The organism is Streptomyces sp. NPDC001157 (assembly GCF_053598255.1).
In genome coordinates this window covers 82,380-99,707 of the sequence record NZ_JBSFJW010000022.1, presented here as the reverse complement: position 1 = coordinate 99,707, position 17,328 = coordinate 82,380, and the positions used below count along the sequence as shown (strand labels likewise).

Here is a 17,328-nt window from a genome sequence, read left to right as displayed (position 1 = left end):
TCACAGGTGCGGCGTACGCTGCGGAAGAGGTTCGGTGTTGTCTGGCGCGCCGGGCAACGGGGAGGGGTGACGTGGGCGAAGTCATTGACGTGGAACGGGATTCAGGTCGGGCCGTGCTGGGGCGGACGCTGAAGTTCCTCCGCGAGAAGGCGGGCAAGTCACTGGGGCAACTGGCCGACGAGACGGGGTACGACAAGAGCTATCTGAGCCGTATGGAGTCGGGTGAGCGGCTGTCCAAGATGGCTGTGATGGAAGACCTGGACGTCTACTACGGCACTGATGACCTGCTGTTGAGTCACTGGAAGATCGCGCGGCTGGAGGCGTTCAAGGATCAGTACAAGAGCGTCGTGAGGCTAGAGGCCACAGCTCGGGTGATGAGGGCGTTCACGCCGGGCGTGCCGGGGCTCCTGCAAACCGAGGACTTCGCCCGGGAGGTGTTGTCTGGGCCCCAGGCAACGGCAAAGGACGTCGAGGCGATCGAGGAACAGGTAGCTGCGCGCATGGGGCGACAACTTCTGCTGCGCAAGAACCCAGCTCCCAGCGTCCGCTTCGTCATTGACGAGGTTGCGTTTCGCCGACCCTCGGCCAGTGCGGAGACTTGGGAAGGCCAACTGCTGCACATTGAGGCCGTTGCGCAGCGGCCTAACGTCGTCGTCCAGGTGCTGCCGTTCTCGGCAGGTGTCCACCATCTCATGGGGAGAGGATCACTGACCCTGCTGTGGCAGGAGAACGGAAGTGCCGTTGCCTACACGGAAGGTGACAGTAGCGGTCTGCTGACGAACGATTCGGAGGACGTCCTCCGTCACCGTTTGTCCTACGATCGGCTCCGGGATCTGGCGCTGTCCCCGTCGGACTCGCTGACGTTCATCAGGGACGTACTGGAGGAGCACAGATCATGAAGCACACCCCTGACCTCAGCACCGCCACCTGGCGCAAGTCGTCCTATAGCGACGGGGGACTCAACAACTGCGTCGAGGTCGCCGACGGCTACCCCGGCATAGTCCCGGTCCGGGACAGCAAGACCCCGGCGGCCAGCCCGCTGGTCTTCTCCGCCGCCTCCTGGTCCGCGTTCGTGCGTGACGTGAAGGGAACCGCGTGATCCCGGACCTCAGCACCGCCGTGTGGCGCAAGTCGTCCTACAGCGAAGGGGGAGCCAACGACTGCGTCGAGGTCGCCGACGGCCACCCCGGTACCGTCCCTGTTCGCGACAGCAAGACCCCCGCAGCCCGCCCGCTGCTCTTCTCTGCCGCCTCCTGGTCCGTGTTCGTCGACGGGGTCAAGGGCGATGGAGGCGTGCGCACGTTCGGGTGACATAGGCCAGAAGCCCTGATGTTCGAGGCGCCACCGCCACCACGCTGGATCTCGTGACCACCACACGAACGACTGATCCACGAGGTGCGAGGCGGCTATGGTCGTAGAGACGAAGCGTCGAAGGAGGGCATCGGCCATGACTGCTCACGCCACGGAAAACGACCAGGTCATCCCGCCCATGCCGGAGCGGACGCCACAGGCGCTGCGTGCGGCCATCGCAGAGCACGCCCCCGTGCTGCTCCCCGACTTCGACAGGCACTGGAAAAGGGCGATCGCCGATACCTTCAATCTCGGCCCTGTGCCGGCGTTCATGGCCCTCTGGTGGGGCGAGTACGCCCTTGCCCGCGATCCCAAGTTGGACGCGCATGTGCACGATCTCGAAATCCGGGCTTCGGAGTCCACCGACGGCGCCGAAGCCAGGGCCCTCCTCGAAGAGGCCTCGAAGATTCGTCACCGAATGCAAAAACTGGAGCCCGGCGAGTGACCGACGGGTTTATGGGGCCGCCTTGGCAGATGGACTGGAGGCTTGAGGCCCGCGCTGCCTTCGAGGCACTGCCCGGCCACGTCCGTGAGATGGTCCAGGCCGCGCGGGTCGAGCTGGTCACGGCGAAGGACCCTTATTTCCGAGGCATCAAGATGGGTACATGCCTTCCTGACGGAATGCAGGTCATGCCGGTCCGATCCAGTGATCCGAAGGGCGCTCGTCTGCTTCTCTTCGACGATGAGCACGGCTGGCTCAAGTACACGTTCGTACCCCGCATCGCAGACCCCCAGATCATTGTGGAAGAGCTGTTCTGGCTGGGATTCGAACCGCCTACGGAACCTCCGGCGGACGCATAGCCGCCAGCAGCCGTCCCGTCGGCCACCCTCCAATAGCAGCTGCGCCGCACCACCATCGAGAACGCCCGCGGCCAGGGCGGGGCCCAGGCCCAGGCCCGAGCCGGGCAGCACCTGGGCGCTCGGTGAGCGCCAGAAATGGTCGAAGTCATGGAGGTCGGTTTTCGGCCTCACGATGTAGCGTTTTCGTCATCTCTTCATGCGGCTGGCGCCAGGCAAGTATGATTGGATCGAATTTGATCGCCTGAATCTCGAAAGAGGGGTAATTCCTTTGTCGAAATTGTTTCGATCTGTCATGGTTGCTGCCGCGTTGGTCATCTCGTCCTTGCCGATGGCTTCGGCTCATGCTGCCGCGCAGGCCTCATGCTATGAGGGTCGCGATGTTTATGATGGTAGCCATTTGAGGGGTCGCCTGGACTGGGTTCAGGATCCGACCGGCTGCTTGCCCACTGGTGATTCCTTTCGGATCTGTGACACTGTCTCTGATGGCTGGGCCTTGCGGGCGGTATTGCGTGGAACTAGTCGCGAGGTAAGTACTAGGGGGCACGGAGCCGGTTACTGCTCTGGGTGGAGCACGGGTAACCTCACCGAAGGCAAGCAGTACTGGATAGATGTTTACCGAACCTGCACCGGCTGCGTTGAGACCAAGATTGAGATGCATTTGGTGACCGCTTAGCGCAATTAATTGCGTTGGGCAATCGATGGTCATGCCTCATATTTAGCTAGTGATGCCCACCAATACCTGGTGGGCATCACTAGCTATTGGGGGATAGTCTCCTCGCATATGCGAGTTTGTATTCCGTGGAGTAGGGTCATTGCATCACGGGCGTGGCCGTCGGCATTCCAGGTAGACGGACCACTGCGACAGTCCCGCCGCCCTCCGCACGCGCGAGGCTGACCTCGCCGCCCGCCTGCTTGACCGTGCGGGACACGATTGACAGACCGAGACCTGATCCTGGCAGGGCGCGGGCGCTCGGAGAGCGCCAGAAGCGGTCGAAGACGCGCGGGAGTTCGTCGGGGTCGATGCCGGGACCGTGGTCGCGGACGGTCAGCACGCCCTCGTTGAGCTGGACGTCGATGGTTCCGCCCTCTGAACTGAACTTCACCGCGTTATCGAGGATGTTGATGATCGCCCGCTCCAAGGTGAACGGCTCCGCGCGGACGTACCAGGGCTGGAGGTCGGCGTTGATCGTGAGTTCCGGCCCACGCAACCGCGCCCGACGCAGCGCGGCCTCGACCGTGTCCTGAAGCGCCACCACCTGCACGCTCTCGCCTCGTTGCCCCTCCGACCGCGACAGCTCCTGCAAGTCGCCGATCAGGGCTGCCAGTTCGGTCATCTGCGCCTTCACGGAGGCGAGAAGCGCCTTGCGGTCGGCCGGGGGGAGGGGGCGGCCGGTCTCCTCGCTGCGGTTGAGGAGTTCGATGTTGGTGCGGAGGGAGGTGAGGGGGGTGCGGAGTTCGTGACCGGCGTCGGCGATGAGCTGTTGCTGCAGGTCACGGGAGCTGGCCAGGGACGCGGTCATCGAGTTGAACGAGCGGGAGAGCCGGGCGACTTCGTCCTCGGTGTCGTCGTCCACGGGGATACGGATGCTCAAGTCCTCGGTTCTGGCCACGTGTTCGACGGCTTCCGTGAGCTTGTCGACAGGGCGCAGACCGGCGCGGGCCACCGCGAGGCCGGCTGCTCCGGCGCCGATCACTCCGATGCCGGAGACCAGGAGGAGGATCAGGGCCAGGTCGTTGAGGGTCTTCTCGGTGTTCTTGAGGGGGACCGCGATGAGGAGTGCGGTGTCGGGGTACAGCTGGGGCGGGAGGCCCGGGCCCTGGCTGACGAGCAGAGGCGTGGTGAACACGCGGACGGTGTTGCCGTCGCTGTCGGTGCCATTGCGGATGATCCCGTCGAGAAGGTTCCCCTTGCCGCTGACCGCTTCCTTGATCACATTCGTGTCGGCGCTGGTGACCTTGACGGTACCGGTCGAGGTCGAGGACACACAGGGCGTTCCGTCCGCCTTGACCAGCTGAATGTAGCTGCTCTGCGTCCGCAGGCCACTGGTGCCGGTCTGGCCGCCCGGGTCGTTCTGGTCGTTCTCGACCGTGTGGGGGCAGGCATCGAGGAGCTCCGCCACCTGGCCGAGCCGCTGTGGCTGCGACATCTTCCTGAGGTCGGCGTTGACCTGCTCGTACAGCTTCCCCTGCACGATGAACCAACACGTCACCGAAACCGCCGCCACCGCAAAAGCCACCGCCGCAGCCACCAGCATCGCCAGCCGCGAGCGGATCGGCAGCGTCTGGAAGCGGCGCAGGACCCTCCTCACTCCGCGCCGCCCTGCCGCAGCACATACCCCACGCCCCGCACGGTGTGCACGAGGCGCGGTTCGCCGCCCGCCTCCGTCTTGCGGCGCAGGTACATGACGTACACGTCCAGGGAATTGGAGCTCGGCTCGAAGTCGAAGCCCCACACCGCCTTCAGGATCTGCTCCCTGGTCAGCACCTGACGCGGGTGTGCCATGAACATCTCCAGGAGGGTGAACTCCGTGCGGGTCAGCTCCACCTGGCGCCCGCCCCGCGTCACCTCCCGCGTCGCCAGATCCATCCGCAGGTCCGCGAAGGTCAGCGCCTCGTCCTCCTGGAGGGCCCCGGCGGCCGCGGCGGCCACGTACGAGCTGCGCCGCAGCAGGGCACGGACGCGCGCGAACAGCTCGTCCAGCTCGAAGGGCTTCACCAGGTAGTCGTCGGCACCGGCGTCCAGGCCGGTCACGCGGTCGCCGACCGTGTCGCGCGCCGTCAGCATCAGGATGGGTGTCGTCGTACCCGCACCCCGCATACGGCGTGCCGCGGTCAGGCCGTCCATGCGCGGCATCTGGATGTCGAGGACGACCAGGTCGGGCTGGTATGCCGTCGCCTTCTCCAGGGCGTCGGCACCGTCGACCGCGACCTCCGTCTCGTAGCCCTCGAAGGCGAGGCTGCGCTGGAGTGCTTCGCGCACCGCCGGCTCGTCGTCGACGATCAGGATGCGCTGCGGGTCACGGTCGCCATCGGCGGGGCTCATGGGCTTCGGGTTCCTCGGTGCGGTGGGACGACAAGGGCCTGAACCAGCGGAAGATGCTGAACGTGCTGAACGCCTTCAGCCTCGCATATCAGCCACGCATCGCCGCGATCCGCTTCAGCGGCACCTTGCGTCGGTGCGGGCGCGCGGCCGTGGTGTGCAGGCCCATCATCTGCGGAGCCACCTCGGGCGCCCGCGTCTCCGGTGCGTGCAGTTCGTACGCCACCGCGAGGGCCAGGGGGAGACCGGCCGGGTCGGTGCCGGCGTCCGTGTGGCAAACCTGAATGATCATGACGTACTCCCTGCTGGTGGGGTGCGGGATCAGTTGGTGGAACCGGACCGCAGCGTGGCCAGGTCGGACTTGACGGTGTTGATCGGGATGGCGAAGCCGAGGCCGACGCTGCCCGCGTCCGACGAGCCCGAGGACGACTGCGAACTGGCCGAGTACATCGCGGAGTTGATGCCGATGATGTTGCCCGCGGCGTCGATCAGCGCGCCGCCGGAGTTGCCCGGGTTGAGGGACGCGTCGGTCTGGATCGCCTTGTACGTCGTGGTCGACGACCCCGTGTCGCCGTTGAACTGCTGGCCGCCGAAGGAGAACGGCCACCTGCCGTCACCGCCGCCCTGGCCCTGGCTCTGGCCCTCGTCGGTCGAGACGGTGACGTCGCGGTTCAGGGCCGAGACGATGCCGCTGGTGACCGTGCCGCTCAGGCCCTCGGGGGAGCCGATCGCCACCACCGTGTCGCCGACCTGGACGCCGGAGGAGTTGCCGAGGGTCGCGGCCTTCAGCCCGGACGCGCCCTCCAGCTTGATCAGGGCCAGGTCCTTCTTGCTGTCGGTGCCGACCACCTTCGCGGTGTACGACTTCCCGCTGCTGGTCGTCACCTTGATCGACGAGGCGCCGGAGATGACGTGGTTGTTGGTGACGATCTCGCCGTTGCTGGTGATGATCACGCCGGAGCCGGTCGACGAGCCGTTGCTCAGGGTGGCGCTGATCTCGACCACGCTCGGGCTGACGGCCGCGGCGATGGTGGCGACGTCGCCCTTCTTGCCGGCCGGCACCACATGGGTGCTCGTGCTGCTCGTGGCGACAGTGTCGTTGCCGGTCAGCTCCTGGAAGGCGTAAGCGGTGCCGCCGCCGATCGCCGCGGCGACGATCGCCACGGCGGCCAGCAGGGCCAGGGGGCCCCGGGCCCGCTTCTTCGGCGCCGGAGCGACCGGCTCGGCCATGACCTGCTGCACCGGCGGCTGCGCCGGCGGGGGCGGCCACTCGGGGTTCACAGGGGAGGAGGCGTACTGCGGGGCGCCCTGCTGAGGGTTCCCGTAGCCGTCATAGCTCTCGTACTCGCCGCTGCGGCGGAAGCTCTCGGTCATGACACTGAGCTTGAACCGCAACCATGAGAGCTTCCTGAGTGCCGGCTGAGAAGCCCGGCAGAACCTCGTTTGCCCGATATAAAGACGCTACCTGGAGCTACGCCGCCCGATCGGGGCGCTACTGGCACCCGCAGGAACCCCGCACCACCAGCCGCGAGGGGAACACCTTCAACCGCTCCCGCCGAGCGCCGGCGACCCGCAGCCCGTCGTCGAGTACGAGGTCCACGGCCGCACGGGCCATCGCGGACCGGTCCGAGGCGATAGTCGTCAACGGAGGATCCGCCAGCGCAGCCTCCTTGATGTCGTCGAACCCGGCGACCGCCAGCTCCCCCGGCACATCGATCCGCAGCTCGCGGGCGGCCCGCAGCACGCCGATCGCCTGGTCGTCGGTGGAGCAGAAGATCGCGGGCGGGCGCCGCGGCCCGGAGAGGATCTCCAGAGCCACGCGGTACGCGTCGTAGCGGTTGTACGGCGCCTCGAAGAGCCGCCCCTCGGTGGAGATCCCGGCCTCGTCCATCGCGCGCCGCCAGCCCTCGACGTGGTCGGAGACCGGGTCGCCGACCGCCGGGGTCTCGGCGGTGCCGCCCATACAGGCGACGTACTCGTAGCGGTGCTCGATGAGGTGGCGTACGGCGAGTTCGGCGCCGCCCAGGTCGTCGGTGACGACGGCGACGTCGTCGATGGCCTCGGGCCGCTCGTGCAGCAGGACCACCCGGGCGTCCCAGGCGTCGATCTCCGCGGCGGCCTGGTCGTTGAGGGCGTGCGAGACGAGGATGAGCCCCGAGACCCGCATGCCCAGGAAGGCGCGCAGGTAGTGGACCTCGCGCTCGCTGACGTAGTCGGTGTTGCCGACGAGCACCATCTTCCCGCGCTCGGAGGCGGCCTGTTCGACCGCGTGCGCCATCTCCCCGAAGAAGGGCTGGCGCGCGTCCGGGATGATCAGGCCTATGAGATCCGTGCGTCGGGACGCCATCGCCTGGGCGACCCGGTCCGGCCGGTACCCCAGCTCCTTGATGGCGGCGAGGACACGCTCGCGCGTGGCCGGGGCGACCGGCCGGGGTCCGTTGTTGATGACGTAACTGACGACGGCGGTCGAAGTCCCCGCCAGCCGCGCCACATCATCCCTAGTCACCTTGGCCACGCGCGGAGTCTACGCGGATATACCGGCCCTGGGCAGGGCGAGAAGGAGCTTGCTCCCACGCCTTCTGTGCGGAAGCAATGCCCCTTCCGGCGGTCCGCTATGCCTCGGCCGACACCTCGGCCGCATCCAGAGCGACGGTCTCGTCCGCATCCTCCGGCTTTGCCCGTTCTGCCTTGGCCTTTGCGTCGTCGGAGACGCGATCGGCCTTCTCGGGAGTAACGAATCGATAACCGACGTTCCGGACGGTCCCGATCAGTGACTCGTGCTCGGGGCCGAGCTTGGCGCGCAGGCGTCGTACGTGGACGTCGACCGTGCGGGTGCCGCCGAAGTAGTCGTAGCCCCAGACCTCCTGCAGCAGCTGCGCGCGCGTGAAGACGCGGCCCGGGTGCTGTGCGAGGTACTTGAGGAGCTCGAACTCCTTGAAGGTGAGGTCGAGGACCCGCCCCTTGAGCTTCGCGGAGTACGTCGCCTCGTCGACCGACAGGTCGCCGTTGCGGATCTCCATGGGGGAGTCGTCGTTGACGATCTGCTGCCGGCCCATGGCCAGCCGCAGTCGCGCCTCGACCTCCGCCGGACCGGCGGTGTCGAGGAGTACGTCGTCGATGCCCCAGTCGGCGGTGACGGCCGCGAGGCCGCCCTCGGTGACGACGAGGACGAGCGGACAGCCGGGGCCCGTGGAGCGCAGCAGCTGGCAGAGGCTGCGGACCTGGGGCAGGTCACGGCGGCCGTCGACGAGGATGACGTCGGCACCGGGGGTGTCGACGAGGGCGGGGCCCTCCGCCGGAGCCACTCGCACGTTGTGCAGGAGCAGGCCGAGGGCGGGGAGCACCTCCGTAGACGGCTGGAGGGCATTGGTCAGGAGCAGCAGAGAACTCATACGTCTGGTTCCTCCTCGGTCCCTGCGAGGACGTGTGCGGTGCGGCACTGCTCTGCGATCCCGGGGCCCCGTACACCTGCGGTCAACTTGCGTTTCCCGCTTCGTATACAACGCTTCCGAAAGCACAAAAGGACCCGGGGGCGTCGCTGCCCGAGTCCTCTGCCCAGCAGAATAGCCCACATGAGCATCACTCCGGCAGGTCATGTGGCGCGATCCATCGTTCGTCCGAGTACTGAGACGGGCAGAGGGGGGCCTTTCCGTACGTTTCTGCGCACGGACGACGGGGTTGCGATCGATTCCGTATACGACCCGGGCGAGGTCGTATACGACGCCTCCACGCCACCTTCCGTTGTCCCGGTGTTCGTGGTCGCCCACGGGTTCACGGGCGATGTGGACCGGCCGCATGTCCGGCGGGTGGCGGAGGCGTTCGCGCAGTACGGGGCCGTGGTCACGTTCTCCTTCCGCGGCCACGGAGCCTCCGGCGGGCGCTCCACGGTCGGCGACCGGGAGGTCCTGGATCTGGCCGCCGCGGTGGAGTGGGCGCGGGGGTTCGGGCACGCGCGCGTGGTGACCGTCGGGTTCTCGATGGGCGGCTCCGTGGTGCTGCGGCACGCGGCGCTGTACGGACAGGGGCGCGAGGGGCGCACGGAGGCGGCGACGGGCGCCGTGGTTTCGGTAAGTGCCCCCGCCCGCTGGTACTACCGGGGCACCGCCCCTATGCGGAAGCTCCACTGGCTGGTAACGCGACCCGAGGGCCGGCTGGTGGGCCGCTACGGATTCCGTACCCGGATCCACCACCGGGAGTGGGATCCGGTGCCGCTGTCCCCCGTGGAGGCCGTTCCGCGGATCGCGCCCACGCCGTTGCTGATCGTGCACGGCGACCGGGACGGCTACTTCCCGGTCGACCACCCGCGCATGCTGGCCGATGCGGCCGGTGACCGGGGCGAACTCTGGCTGGAGCCCGGCATGGGCCACGCGGAACACGCGGCCACCGACGACCTGCTGGCCCGTATCGGGGCCTGGGGTGCCGCGCAGGCGGGCTAGCCTGACCGTGTACAACGCCGATGCACACTCGGCGATCCACTACTTGAGGAACCGGATGCCAAAGGTCACGGTGCGCTACTGGGCCGCCGCGAAGGCCGCGGCCGGGGTCGCCGAGGAGCCGTACGACGCGGCCACCCTCGCCGATGCGCTCGACGCCGTGCGCGCGCGACACCCCGGAGAACTCACGCGCGTCCTGCAGCGATGCTCGTTCCTCATCGACGGTGATCCCGTGGGCACCCGCGGACATGAGACGGTACGGCTGGCCGACGGCGGCACGGTCGAGGTGCTCCCGCCGTTCGCAGGAGGGTGACGATGACCGACCAGCCGTACGAGGGTTCGTACGAGGGGTACGACCCGTATCAGCAGCAGCACCAGCAGCACCAGCAGCACCAGCAGCCGTATCAGGGGTATCAGGGGTACCAGGGGTACGACGACGCGCATGCCGCCCAGGCTCAGCAGTACCAGCAGCACACGCAGCCGTGGCAGGGGCAGACGTGGGAGGCGGCACAGGCGGCACAGCCGCAGGTGGCGCAGCAGGGGTATGCCGGCGCTGCAGTCGACCCCGGATACGAGGTGCCCGGCGGTGGTGGCCTTGCCCACCCGTCCGGCCTGGGGGTCCCCCCAGGCCCTTCAGGCACTGGGGGAGGGACGACTGCCCAAGGCGGGGAGGATCCTGACGCGGACTCCGACTACGGGCCCGCCACCCTCGCCGGGAACTCCCGCATCACGGACGCTCAGCGTGCCCGTGAGGAGGGGCGTTCCCCGATCATCGAGCCGGGTATGCAGCCCGCCGGGCTCACGGCGCTGCTGGGTCTGCTCGTGTCCGGAGCGGCGGCGATCAACTCGTACGCCCTGCTCGTCCCGCTCATCGCGCTGCAGGCGGTCACCGCCGCGGGCTGGTTCCGGCTGAACGGTATGTGGCCGGCCCGGCAGGGCATCGCGCTGGCCTTCCTGGGCGCGCTGGCCGCGGATGTCGCGCTGCTGGTGGCGGGCCGGGAGAACGCCCCCGCCGCGATCCTGGGCACCCTCGGGGTCTGGGTCCTGCTCTCCCTGGTCCTCCAGCTGCGCTCGCACGCGGACCCGGACGAGCGGATGTACGGCCTGATGGCGACCGTCGCCTCGGCGGCGCTGTCCGTCCTTGCGGCCGGATACCTCGCGGCCGAGCCGGACGCGGTGACCGTCGGCGCGGCCGCCGTGGCGGTGGCCGTCCTCGCTCGCGCCCTGCCGCTGCCCACCCCGGCGTCGATCGTGGTCTCGCTGCTCGCCGCGGCGGGGGCTGGCATCGCGGTCGGCGGGATGACCGGCTACGGCGCGAAGGGCGCGGTGCTCGGCGCGGGCGCGGCGGTCTGCGCCCTGATCGGCCACCGGGTGGCGAGCTACGACTACCCGTCGAGGTTCGTCCACTTCACGGCGGGCGTGGCCCTGCCACTGACGGCGGTGGCACCGGTGGTGTTCGTACTGGGCCGGGCGCTGGCGTAGTCCAGCCCGTCCGGCTTTGAGGACGAGGCCCCGGCATCCCTGTCACAGCTGATCGACAATTCCCCGGCCAAAGCCCGCCGCAGGGTTAGTCTCGCGCTGGACGGCCACCCGGCCGTCGTGACCGTCGTCGTCCGGCCAGGTGGGGGAAACACCGAATGCGCGCCCTGCGAATACTTCTGATCCTCGTCGTGGTCCTGGGCGGCCTCTTCGTGATCGCGGACCGTGTCGCGGTCCATTTCGCCGAGAACGAGGCGGCGGACAAGGTGAAGACCACCGAGAACCTCGCCACCACCCCGGACGTGTCCATCAAGGGCTTCCCCTTCCTCACCCAGGCCGCCTCCGGCGAGCTGGACGACGTCGAGATCGGCATCAAGGACTACGAGGCCGACACCGGCACCGGTACCAGCGGCAACGGCGGCCCGAAGACGATCCGTATCGACGATCTGAAGGCCGACATGAAGGGCGTCAAGTTCTCCGGCGACTACAGCTCGGCCACCGCGGCCACCGCGACGGGCACCGCCACCATCGCCTACGACGAACTCCTCAAGGCGGCCAAGTCCGAGCCGACGCGGATCATCCCCGGGGTCAATGCCCAGGTCGTCGGCCTCTCCGACGGCGGCAACGGCAAGATCAAGGTGGACGTCAAGGTCTCCGCCGCGGGCGCCACGCAGACGTATCCCGTGCTCAGCTCGGTGACCGTGGACGGCGACACCGTCAAGGTGCACGCGGACAACCTGCCCAAGCTGGTCGTCGACCTCGCGGACTCCCGCATCCGGTCGATCACCGACTTCCAGCAGGCCATCCACCAGCTCCCGGGCGGTGTGAAGCTGGACAGTGTGCAGGCTGCGCAGAACGGTGTGGAGATCACGGTGAAGGGTTCGAACGTGCGGCTCGCGGGGTAATACGACCGGCGATGGAACGACGGAGTCCGAAAGGTGAGACGGCATCGTCCGCACCGCAGCTGTGACGACGGATACATGGGCCCGGAAGCCGCGCGGACGCGCGGCGGCCGCTGATCGCATCCCATATCCCGGACGATCGCGTCTCAAGATACGACACGCCGGTGACACGTCCGGCTGTCCGTCCCTACGATCGACCCCATGAAGCGACATGCGGATCTCACGAAGCGGCGGGCAGTCGACCTGTGCCGCGTCGCCGCCATGCTCTGTCGCACCTTCTGAGCGGAAGCGCACAGCTCCGCAATCCCCCGCCCTGCTCAGGGCACACGTGTGCCGCCCTGCACGAGCGCGCGCACCCCTCACACTCGCACGCCCCGCCGCAACTGCCCCGGAGGAGAAAGAGCATGAGCCGCAGCGACGTCCTGGTCGACGCCGACTGGGTCGAGGCCAACCTCGACAACCCGAACATCGCGATCGTGGAGGTGGACGAAGACACGTCCGCCTACGAGAAGAACCACATCAGGAACGCGATCCGCATCGACTGGACCAAGGACCTGCAGGACCCGGTCCGCCGCGACTTCATCGACCAGGAGGGCTTCGAGAAGCTCCTGTCGGCGAAGGGCATCGCCAACGACACGCTGGTGATCCTCTACGGCGGCAACAACAACTGGTTCGCGTCCTACGCCTACTGGTACTTCAAGCTCTACGGCCACGAGAACGTCAAGCTCCTCGACGGCGGCCGCAAGAAGTGGGAGCTGGACGCCCGCGAGCTGGTCGAGGAGGTCCCGGAGCGTCCCGAGACCACCTACAAGGCGAAGCCGCAGAACAAGGCGATCCGCGCCTTCCGTGACGACGTGGTGGCGGCCATCGGTTCGCAGAACCTGGTCGACGTCCGTTCGCCCGACGAGTTCAGCGGCAAGCTGCTGGCCCCCGCGCACCTGCCGCAGGAGCAGTCTCAGCGTCCGGGTCACGTCCCGACCGCCCGCAACATCCCGTGGTCGAAGAACGCCAACGACGACGGCACCTTCAAGTCGGACGACGAGCTCAAGGAGCTCTACGCCGAGGAGCAGGTGGACCTCGCCAAGGACACCATCGCCTACTGCCGCATCGGTGAGCGCTCGGCCCTGACCTGGTTCGTCCTGCACGAGCTGCTCGGTGTCGAGAACGTCAAGAACTACGACGGCTCGTGGACCGAGTACGGCAGCCTCGTCGGCGTCCCGATCGAGCTCGGCGCCAACAAGTAAGCCCCGAAAACCCCTCATCCCGACCGGCCTTCCTTCCGGTCAGACCCCTCTGAATCTGGAGAAAGACATGTGTGGAGCGAAGGCCGGCGGCCCGGACGCCTCGACGATCAAGCCCGGTGAGACCACCATCCAGGGCCAGGTGACGAAGGACGGCGAGCCCGTCGTCGGCTACGTCCGCCTCCTGGACTCGACCGGCGAGTTCACCGCGGAGGTCCCGACCTCCGCCACCGGACAGTTCCGCTTCTACGCCGCCGAGGGCACCTGGACCGTCCGTGCCCTCGTCCCCGGCGCCACCGCGGACCGCACGGTCGTCGCCGAGCAGGGCGGCCTCGCGGAGGTCGCGATCGCGGTCTGAGCACCTGCCTGGCCGAGGGCCGCACCTCCCGAGGTGCGGCCCTTCGCCGTGCCCGGCACCCGGGCCCGGGCTGAAGGCATGCCGACACGCTGCGCACTTCGCGCCGCTTCGGTGGTGGGCCGGTGCCGGTGGGGGTGTGTGGGGTCTCGGCGTTCGCGCCGAACCGGTGTGTGCGGGCCTACGCTGGAGGCATGCTGGCACGTCGGCGTCGCGTTTATTTCGCCATGATGGGCACCTGCATCACGCTGTTCGTCCTGGCCTGGGGAGTCGTGCGCATCTGGTCGATCCCGGCTGCCGTGGGCATGTGCGTGGTGGCGATGGTCATCCCCCCTGTCGCCGCCATGGTCGCCAACCGCCGCGGCCCCGACGACCGCTGGTGGGACGACCCGTCCGGGGACCCGAAGTCCGACGAGTGGTGGGACGAACTGGACGGCAAGAAGCGCCCCCGCTAGGGAGCCAGGTCAGCCTCTCCGGCGTTTGAGGAGCGGCGGGGTGCAGGGGACGCGGTCCCCGCCGGGGTCGAAGGGGCGGAGCCCCTGGGGATGGGACGGGTAGGGGCGGCGGGGGCGAGAAAGCGCCCGGCTCAGTACACCAGCGCCTGCGTCTCGTCCCCCAGGGACTCCTGGACGAACACCTGCGCCCCCGCGATCCGTACGCCCTCGATGACGTCCTTCTCCGTGATGTCCCGGCGGGCCGCGCACTGGGTGCACAGCGTGACGTGCCCGGCGGCGAGGATCGCGTCGAGCAGGTCGGGCAACGGGGCCGCGTGCGGGAGTTCGAACTCGGCGGCGCGGCCCGGCAGGGCGAACCACGCGGACTCGCCCGTCAGCCACAGGGAGACGTCGACACCGCTGGCCACGGCCACCGCCGCCACCGTGAACGCCTGCGAGCACCGCTCGGGCGCATCGGCCCCCGCCGTCACCTTGATCACGAGCTTCTTCGCCATGGCTGAATCGTAATCAACTCCCTTACAACCAGCAGTGTCGGCCATGGGTCTCCTGTGAGCGCGCGTACGGAATGCGCGCTTCAAGTTTGTGGGGGGACGTGTTGGAAGTAACCGAAGAGGTGGTTGAAGCACCGGTTGCGGAGGTTGCGCCGGATGCGCCCGCCGTGCCCGGCCGCCGCGGCCGCACCGCTGCGCTCATCGCCTGCGCCGCACTCCTCGGCGTGGTCGCCGGCACCTGCACCGGCTATCTGATCCAGGCCGACCGCAGCCCGACGGCCCTGCCCCCGCTGTCCCAGCCCGAGCTGGCACAGGCGACGGGCAAGGCCCCCGAGCCGCTGTCCGCCGCCCAGGACCGTCAGGTGAAGACCGACGGCGACCTGCGCAAGCTGCTGCTGAAGAAGCCGGGTGGCGCGAAGAAGGCGGCATGGCTGGGCAGCGACGGCTGGATGAACCTGACCGAGTACGCCGAGGACTTCGAGAAGCCCGGCACCATGTTCGGCAACCTCGTCCGCGACGAGTTCCGCCGCGCGGCCGTCACCGGCTGGGAGACCGAAGGCAGACAGACCGTGGAGATCCGGCTGGTCCAGTTCCGCCAGCAGGAGTCCATGGAGGCCTCCGACTCCAGCGACAACGGCCAGTACTGGGCGGACCGGAAGTCCGACACCGACAGCTGGTCCGTTCCCGGGACGGGGAGCGGCATGGCGTACGTCCACAACCGACCTGACACCAGCCTCGGCTCCGTGCCGCTGTACAGCGCGGAGGCCCACGCCTACCGCGGTGACATCGCCATGGAGGTCTGGATCTACGACTCGAAGCCGATCACCAAGGCCAGGATCATGGATCTGGCCAAGCGGCAGATGGAGCGGCTGTGAGCGAGAACGTCAACGAGCAGCCGGTCGAGCCGGTCGAGTCGGTTGGGCCTGTCGAGCCCACAGTCGCTTCCACGGAGCCCGACGCCCCCGCCGGCAAGCCCCGCCGTCGCGGTCGTGTCGCCGCCATCGCCGGGTCCGCTCTGCTCGCCGTGGCAGTGGCCGCCGGGGTCGGCTACACCGTCGTCACCGTGAACGGCGCCGATCGCGACGCCGGTGCGGCCGTCTGGAAGTTCCCGAAGCCGAAGAGCGCCGACGACGAGAAGAAAGCCCGCGCCAAAGGCCTCTCCGGGATGCTCCTGACCTACACCAACGGCTGGAAGCGCGGTCCCGACCTCGGCGACTTCGCCGCCGACACCGAGCTCACCGGGGCCCAGGCCACCGCCAAGCGCAAGGAGTCGCTGCGGGACCTGCCGCGCACCCAGCGCAGACAGCTGGAGAAGCTGATCGACAAGCAGCACATCCAAGGCATGGCGATGCGCAGCTATGTGAGGGAGGCCGGCGCCGCGTTCTTCACGGACAGCGCCCTCGCCGTGAACATCCAGCTGTCCCAGATGAAGAACAGGGCCGCCGTCCGGAACATCTCGGCGTCCCAGAACGAGTTCTTCGACAGGCTCGACGTCTTCCGCAAGGGCCCGAAGATCGAGGGCTACAAGGACGCCGCGTGCTTCCTGCCGCCCAAGGACTCCCACGAGGACCTCGATGCGATGCTCTGCTCCGCCTACCGCGGAAACGTCCTGGTCACCGTCACCGCTGACGGGGTCAAGCCGTTCGACGCCAAGGGCATCGCGGAGCTCCTGAAGGACCAGCTCGACCGCATCGCCGAGCCGGGAGAGGCCGTATGACCGAGCAGACCGAACCCACAGTGCAGGCCGAGCCGACCGTGCAGGCCGAGCCGACCGTGCAGGCCGAGCCCGCAGTGCAGACCGAGCCGCAGATCGTCGTGGAGCCGCCCCACCAGCCTCCGGCCCCGAGCCAGGACCCCGTCCCGGCCCCCGTCCCGGACCCGGCCCCGGTGAAGAAGAACCGCCGCGTCCTGCGGGCGGCCCTGCGCTGGACCGCCGCTGTCGTGGTGTTCGCGGCGGCCGGTGCGGGGACGGCGTACGGCATCACGGCCATGAAGCGGACCGACGTACCGGGACTGGCAACGCAGTCGGACGGGCGCTGGGACTACCCGACGCTGGTCAAGCCGCCGCTGCCCTCCGGCAGCCCGGAGCCCTTCGCCGTGACCAACACCGCCGCCGCCCACTACGCCGACCTGCGTGAACTCGTCCTGCCCGCACCCGAGGGAGCGGTGCAGGACGAGAAGCTGCGCGGCAAGGACGGCTGGCTGGCGACGGAGGACTTCCTGGCCGAGTACGCGCCGGGGGCCGCCCGCGCCGACCTGCGGCAGGAGTTCGTCGACGACGGTCTGCGGCACATCGCGGCCCGCGGCTGGACCACTCCGGACGGCACGCGCACCCGCGTCTACCTGCTGCAGTTCGGCACGGCGGAGGTCGTCGACGATCTGTTCTCCCACGTGGCCCCGGCCGACGGCCCCAAACAGCAGCTGCGCGGCACGGACGGCTCCGTCTTCGACACGGACTTCCCGTCCGAGGCCCACAACGACAACGTCCAGTACTCCGCCTACATCGAGAAGAGGCCGCACGGCGCCGAGCAGACCCGGCAGGGGTACCTCTCCGCCGGTGACGTCCTCGCGGTGATCGTGCAGTCCAGGGAGGGTGAGGCGAAGGCCGTGCCGTTCCGGCAGACGATGGCCCTGCAGAGCGAGCTGCTCGGCTGACGTCCGCCCGAGTCCCGCTTGGGCGTACCTCACAAGGAGTGCCGGGCCCCGGCCGCGTAAGCTGGGGCCCGGCCTTTGTGTACCGCCCACCCTCAGCTCATCAAGGAGCACCCCGTGCTTGAGGCA

At 68.6% G+C, this 17,328-nt stretch carries 23 protein-coding genes; 16 read left to right on the top strand and 7 right to left on the bottom strand.

Annotated elements, in window-relative coordinates; genetic code table 11:
- The first annotated feature begins 71 nt into the window (after positions 1–71).
- From ACWDAG_RS31145 to ACWDAG_RS31125, 5 genes are all read left to right on the top strand, one after another.
- The gene (locus ACWDAG_RS31145) at positions 72–899 is read left to right on the top strand and encodes a helix-turn-helix domain-containing protein (RefSeq protein ID WP_450698865.1); all 828 of its coding nucleotides are present in this window, start codon (positions 72–74) and stop codon (positions 897–899) included.
- Positions 896–1,099: a DUF397 domain-containing protein gene (locus tag ACWDAG_RS31140; protein WP_450698864.1), complete on the top strand. Its 204-nt coding sequence runs from the start codon at positions 896–898 to the stop codon at positions 1,097–1,099. The genes ACWDAG_RS31145 and ACWDAG_RS31140 overlap by 4 nt, the downstream gene beginning before the upstream one ends.
- Positions 1,096–1,311 (top strand): DUF397 domain-containing protein, encoded by a 216-nt coding sequence (locus ACWDAG_RS31135; RefSeq protein WP_450698863.1) that lies wholly within the window; start codon positions 1,096–1,098, stop codon positions 1,309–1,311. Before ACWDAG_RS31140 ends, ACWDAG_RS31135 begins: the two co-directional genes overlap by 4 nt.
- Positions 1,312–1,447: 136 nt before the next feature.
- Complete coding sequence (locus tag ACWDAG_RS31130) at positions 1,448–1,795, top strand: DUF6247 family protein (RefSeq protein ID WP_450698862.1); 348 nt, start codon at positions 1,448–1,450, stop codon at positions 1,793–1,795.
- Positions 1,792–2,151: a hypothetical protein gene (locus tag ACWDAG_RS31125; RefSeq protein WP_450698861.1), complete on the top strand. Its 360-nt coding sequence runs from the start codon at positions 1,792–1,794 to the stop codon at positions 2,149–2,151. The genes ACWDAG_RS31130 and ACWDAG_RS31125 overlap by 4 nt, the downstream gene beginning before the upstream one ends.
- An 809-nt stretch (positions 2,152–2,960) precedes the next feature.
- Here ACWDAG_RS31125 and ACWDAG_RS31120 read toward each other — a convergent pair.
- The 6 genes from ACWDAG_RS31120 to ACWDAG_RS31095 form a co-directional block, all read right to left on the bottom strand.
- Positions 2,961–4,460 carry a sensor histidine kinase gene (locus tag ACWDAG_RS31120; protein ID WP_450698860.1) on the bottom strand — a complete coding sequence of 500 codons (1,500 nt, stop codon included), beginning with the start codon at positions 4,458–4,460 and terminating at the stop codon, positions 2,961–2,963.
- Positions 4,457–5,194 (bottom strand): response regulator transcription factor, encoded by a 738-nt coding sequence (locus ACWDAG_RS31115; protein ID WP_450698859.1) that lies wholly within the window; start codon positions 5,192–5,194, stop codon positions 4,457–4,459. Before ACWDAG_RS31115 ends, ACWDAG_RS31120 begins: the two co-directional genes overlap by 4 nt.
- Positions 5,195–5,282: 88 nt before the next feature.
- On the bottom strand, positions 5,283–5,483 hold the full coding sequence (locus ACWDAG_RS31110) for a hypothetical protein (RefSeq protein ID WP_450698858.1): 201 nt from the start codon (positions 5,481–5,483) through the stop codon (positions 5,283–5,285).
- Between the two features lie 29 nt (positions 5,484–5,512).
- The gene (locus ACWDAG_RS31105) at positions 5,513–6,565 is read right to left on the bottom strand and encodes a S1C family serine protease (protein ID WP_450698857.1); all 1,053 of its coding nucleotides are present in this window, start codon (positions 6,563–6,565) and stop codon (positions 5,513–5,515) included.
- Between the two features lie 118 nt (positions 6,566–6,683).
- A complete protein-coding gene (locus tag ACWDAG_RS31100; protein ID WP_450698856.1) occupies positions 6,684–7,706 on the bottom strand; it encodes a LacI family DNA-binding transcriptional regulator in 1,023 nt (340 codons plus the stop codon).
- Positions 7,707–7,803: 97 nt separating this feature from the next.
- Positions 7,804–8,583, bottom strand: a complete 780-nt coding sequence (locus ACWDAG_RS31095; RefSeq protein WP_450698855.1) for a winged helix-turn-helix transcriptional regulator — start codon at positions 8,581–8,583, stop codon at positions 7,804–7,806.
- A gap of 180 nt (positions 8,584–8,763) precedes the next feature.
- Between ACWDAG_RS31095 and ACWDAG_RS31090 the strand changes: the two genes are divergently transcribed.
- From ACWDAG_RS31090 to ACWDAG_RS31055, 8 genes are all read left to right on the top strand, one after another.
- Positions 8,764–9,627 (top strand): alpha/beta hydrolase, encoded by an 864-nt coding sequence (locus ACWDAG_RS31090; protein WP_450698854.1) that lies wholly within the window; start codon positions 8,764–8,766, stop codon positions 9,625–9,627.
- A 55-nt stretch (positions 9,628–9,682) separates the two neighbouring features.
- A complete protein-coding gene (locus ACWDAG_RS31085) occupies positions 9,683–9,937 on the top strand; it encodes a MoaD/ThiS family protein (RefSeq protein WP_450698853.1) in 255 nt (84 codons plus the stop codon).
- A 2-nt stretch (positions 9,938–9,939) separates the two neighbouring features.
- The gene (locus ACWDAG_RS31080; RefSeq protein ID WP_450698852.1) at positions 9,940–11,106 is read left to right on the top strand and encodes a hypothetical protein; all 1,167 of its coding nucleotides are present in this window, start codon (positions 9,940–9,942) and stop codon (positions 11,104–11,106) included.
- Between the two features lie 155 nt (positions 11,107–11,261).
- Entirely contained in the window at positions 11,262–12,008 is a 747-nt protein-coding gene (locus tag ACWDAG_RS31075) for an LmeA family phospholipid-binding protein (protein ID WP_450698851.1), read from the top strand.
- 198 nt (positions 12,009–12,206) lie between these two features.
- Positions 12,207–12,287 carry a putative leader peptide gene (locus tag ACWDAG_RS31070; protein WP_450698915.1) on the top strand — a complete coding sequence of 27 codons (81 nt, stop codon included), beginning with the start codon at positions 12,207–12,209 and terminating at the stop codon, positions 12,285–12,287.
- A gap of 122 nt (positions 12,288–12,409) precedes the next feature.
- Positions 12,410–13,249: a sulfurtransferase gene (locus tag ACWDAG_RS31065; protein WP_450698850.1), complete on the top strand. Its 840-nt coding sequence runs from the start codon at positions 12,410–12,412 to the stop codon at positions 13,247–13,249.
- Positions 13,250–13,316: 67 nt separating this feature from the next.
- The gene (locus tag ACWDAG_RS31060) at positions 13,317–13,604 is read left to right on the top strand and encodes a DUF1416 domain-containing protein (RefSeq protein WP_030052146.1); all 288 of its coding nucleotides are present in this window, start codon (positions 13,317–13,319) and stop codon (positions 13,602–13,604) included.
- 191 nt (positions 13,605–13,795) lie between these two features.
- Complete coding sequence (locus ACWDAG_RS31055; protein WP_450698849.1) at positions 13,796–14,056, top strand: DUF3099 domain-containing protein; 261 nt, start codon at positions 13,796–13,798, stop codon at positions 14,054–14,056.
- A 131-nt stretch (positions 14,057–14,187) separates the two neighbouring features.
- On the opposite strand, the gene ACWDAG_RS31050 is transcribed toward ACWDAG_RS31055, so the two are convergent.
- Positions 14,188–14,550 (bottom strand): DsrE family protein, encoded by a 363-nt coding sequence (locus tag ACWDAG_RS31050; protein ID WP_450698848.1) that lies wholly within the window; start codon positions 14,548–14,550, stop codon positions 14,188–14,190.
- A 71-nt stretch (positions 14,551–14,621) separates the two neighbouring features.
- On the opposite strand from ACWDAG_RS31050, the gene ACWDAG_RS31045 reads away from it, so the two are divergent.
- From ACWDAG_RS31045 to ACWDAG_RS31035, 3 genes are read left to right on the top strand one after another with little or no spacing between them, the layout of a single operon-like run.
- A complete protein-coding gene (locus ACWDAG_RS31045; RefSeq protein WP_450698847.1) occupies positions 14,622–15,422 on the top strand; it encodes a hypothetical protein in 801 nt (266 codons plus the stop codon).
- On the top strand, positions 15,419–16,264 hold the full coding sequence (locus tag ACWDAG_RS31040; RefSeq protein WP_450698846.1) for a hypothetical protein: 846 nt from the start codon (positions 15,419–15,421) through the stop codon (positions 16,262–16,264). The genes ACWDAG_RS31045 and ACWDAG_RS31040 overlap by 4 nt, the downstream gene beginning before the upstream one ends.
- Positions 16,261–17,202 (top strand): hypothetical protein, encoded by a 942-nt coding sequence (locus tag ACWDAG_RS31035; RefSeq protein WP_450698845.1) that lies wholly within the window; start codon positions 16,261–16,263, stop codon positions 17,200–17,202. The genes ACWDAG_RS31040 and ACWDAG_RS31035 overlap by 4 nt, the downstream gene beginning before the upstream one ends.
- Positions 17,203–17,328 lie beyond the last annotated feature (126 nt).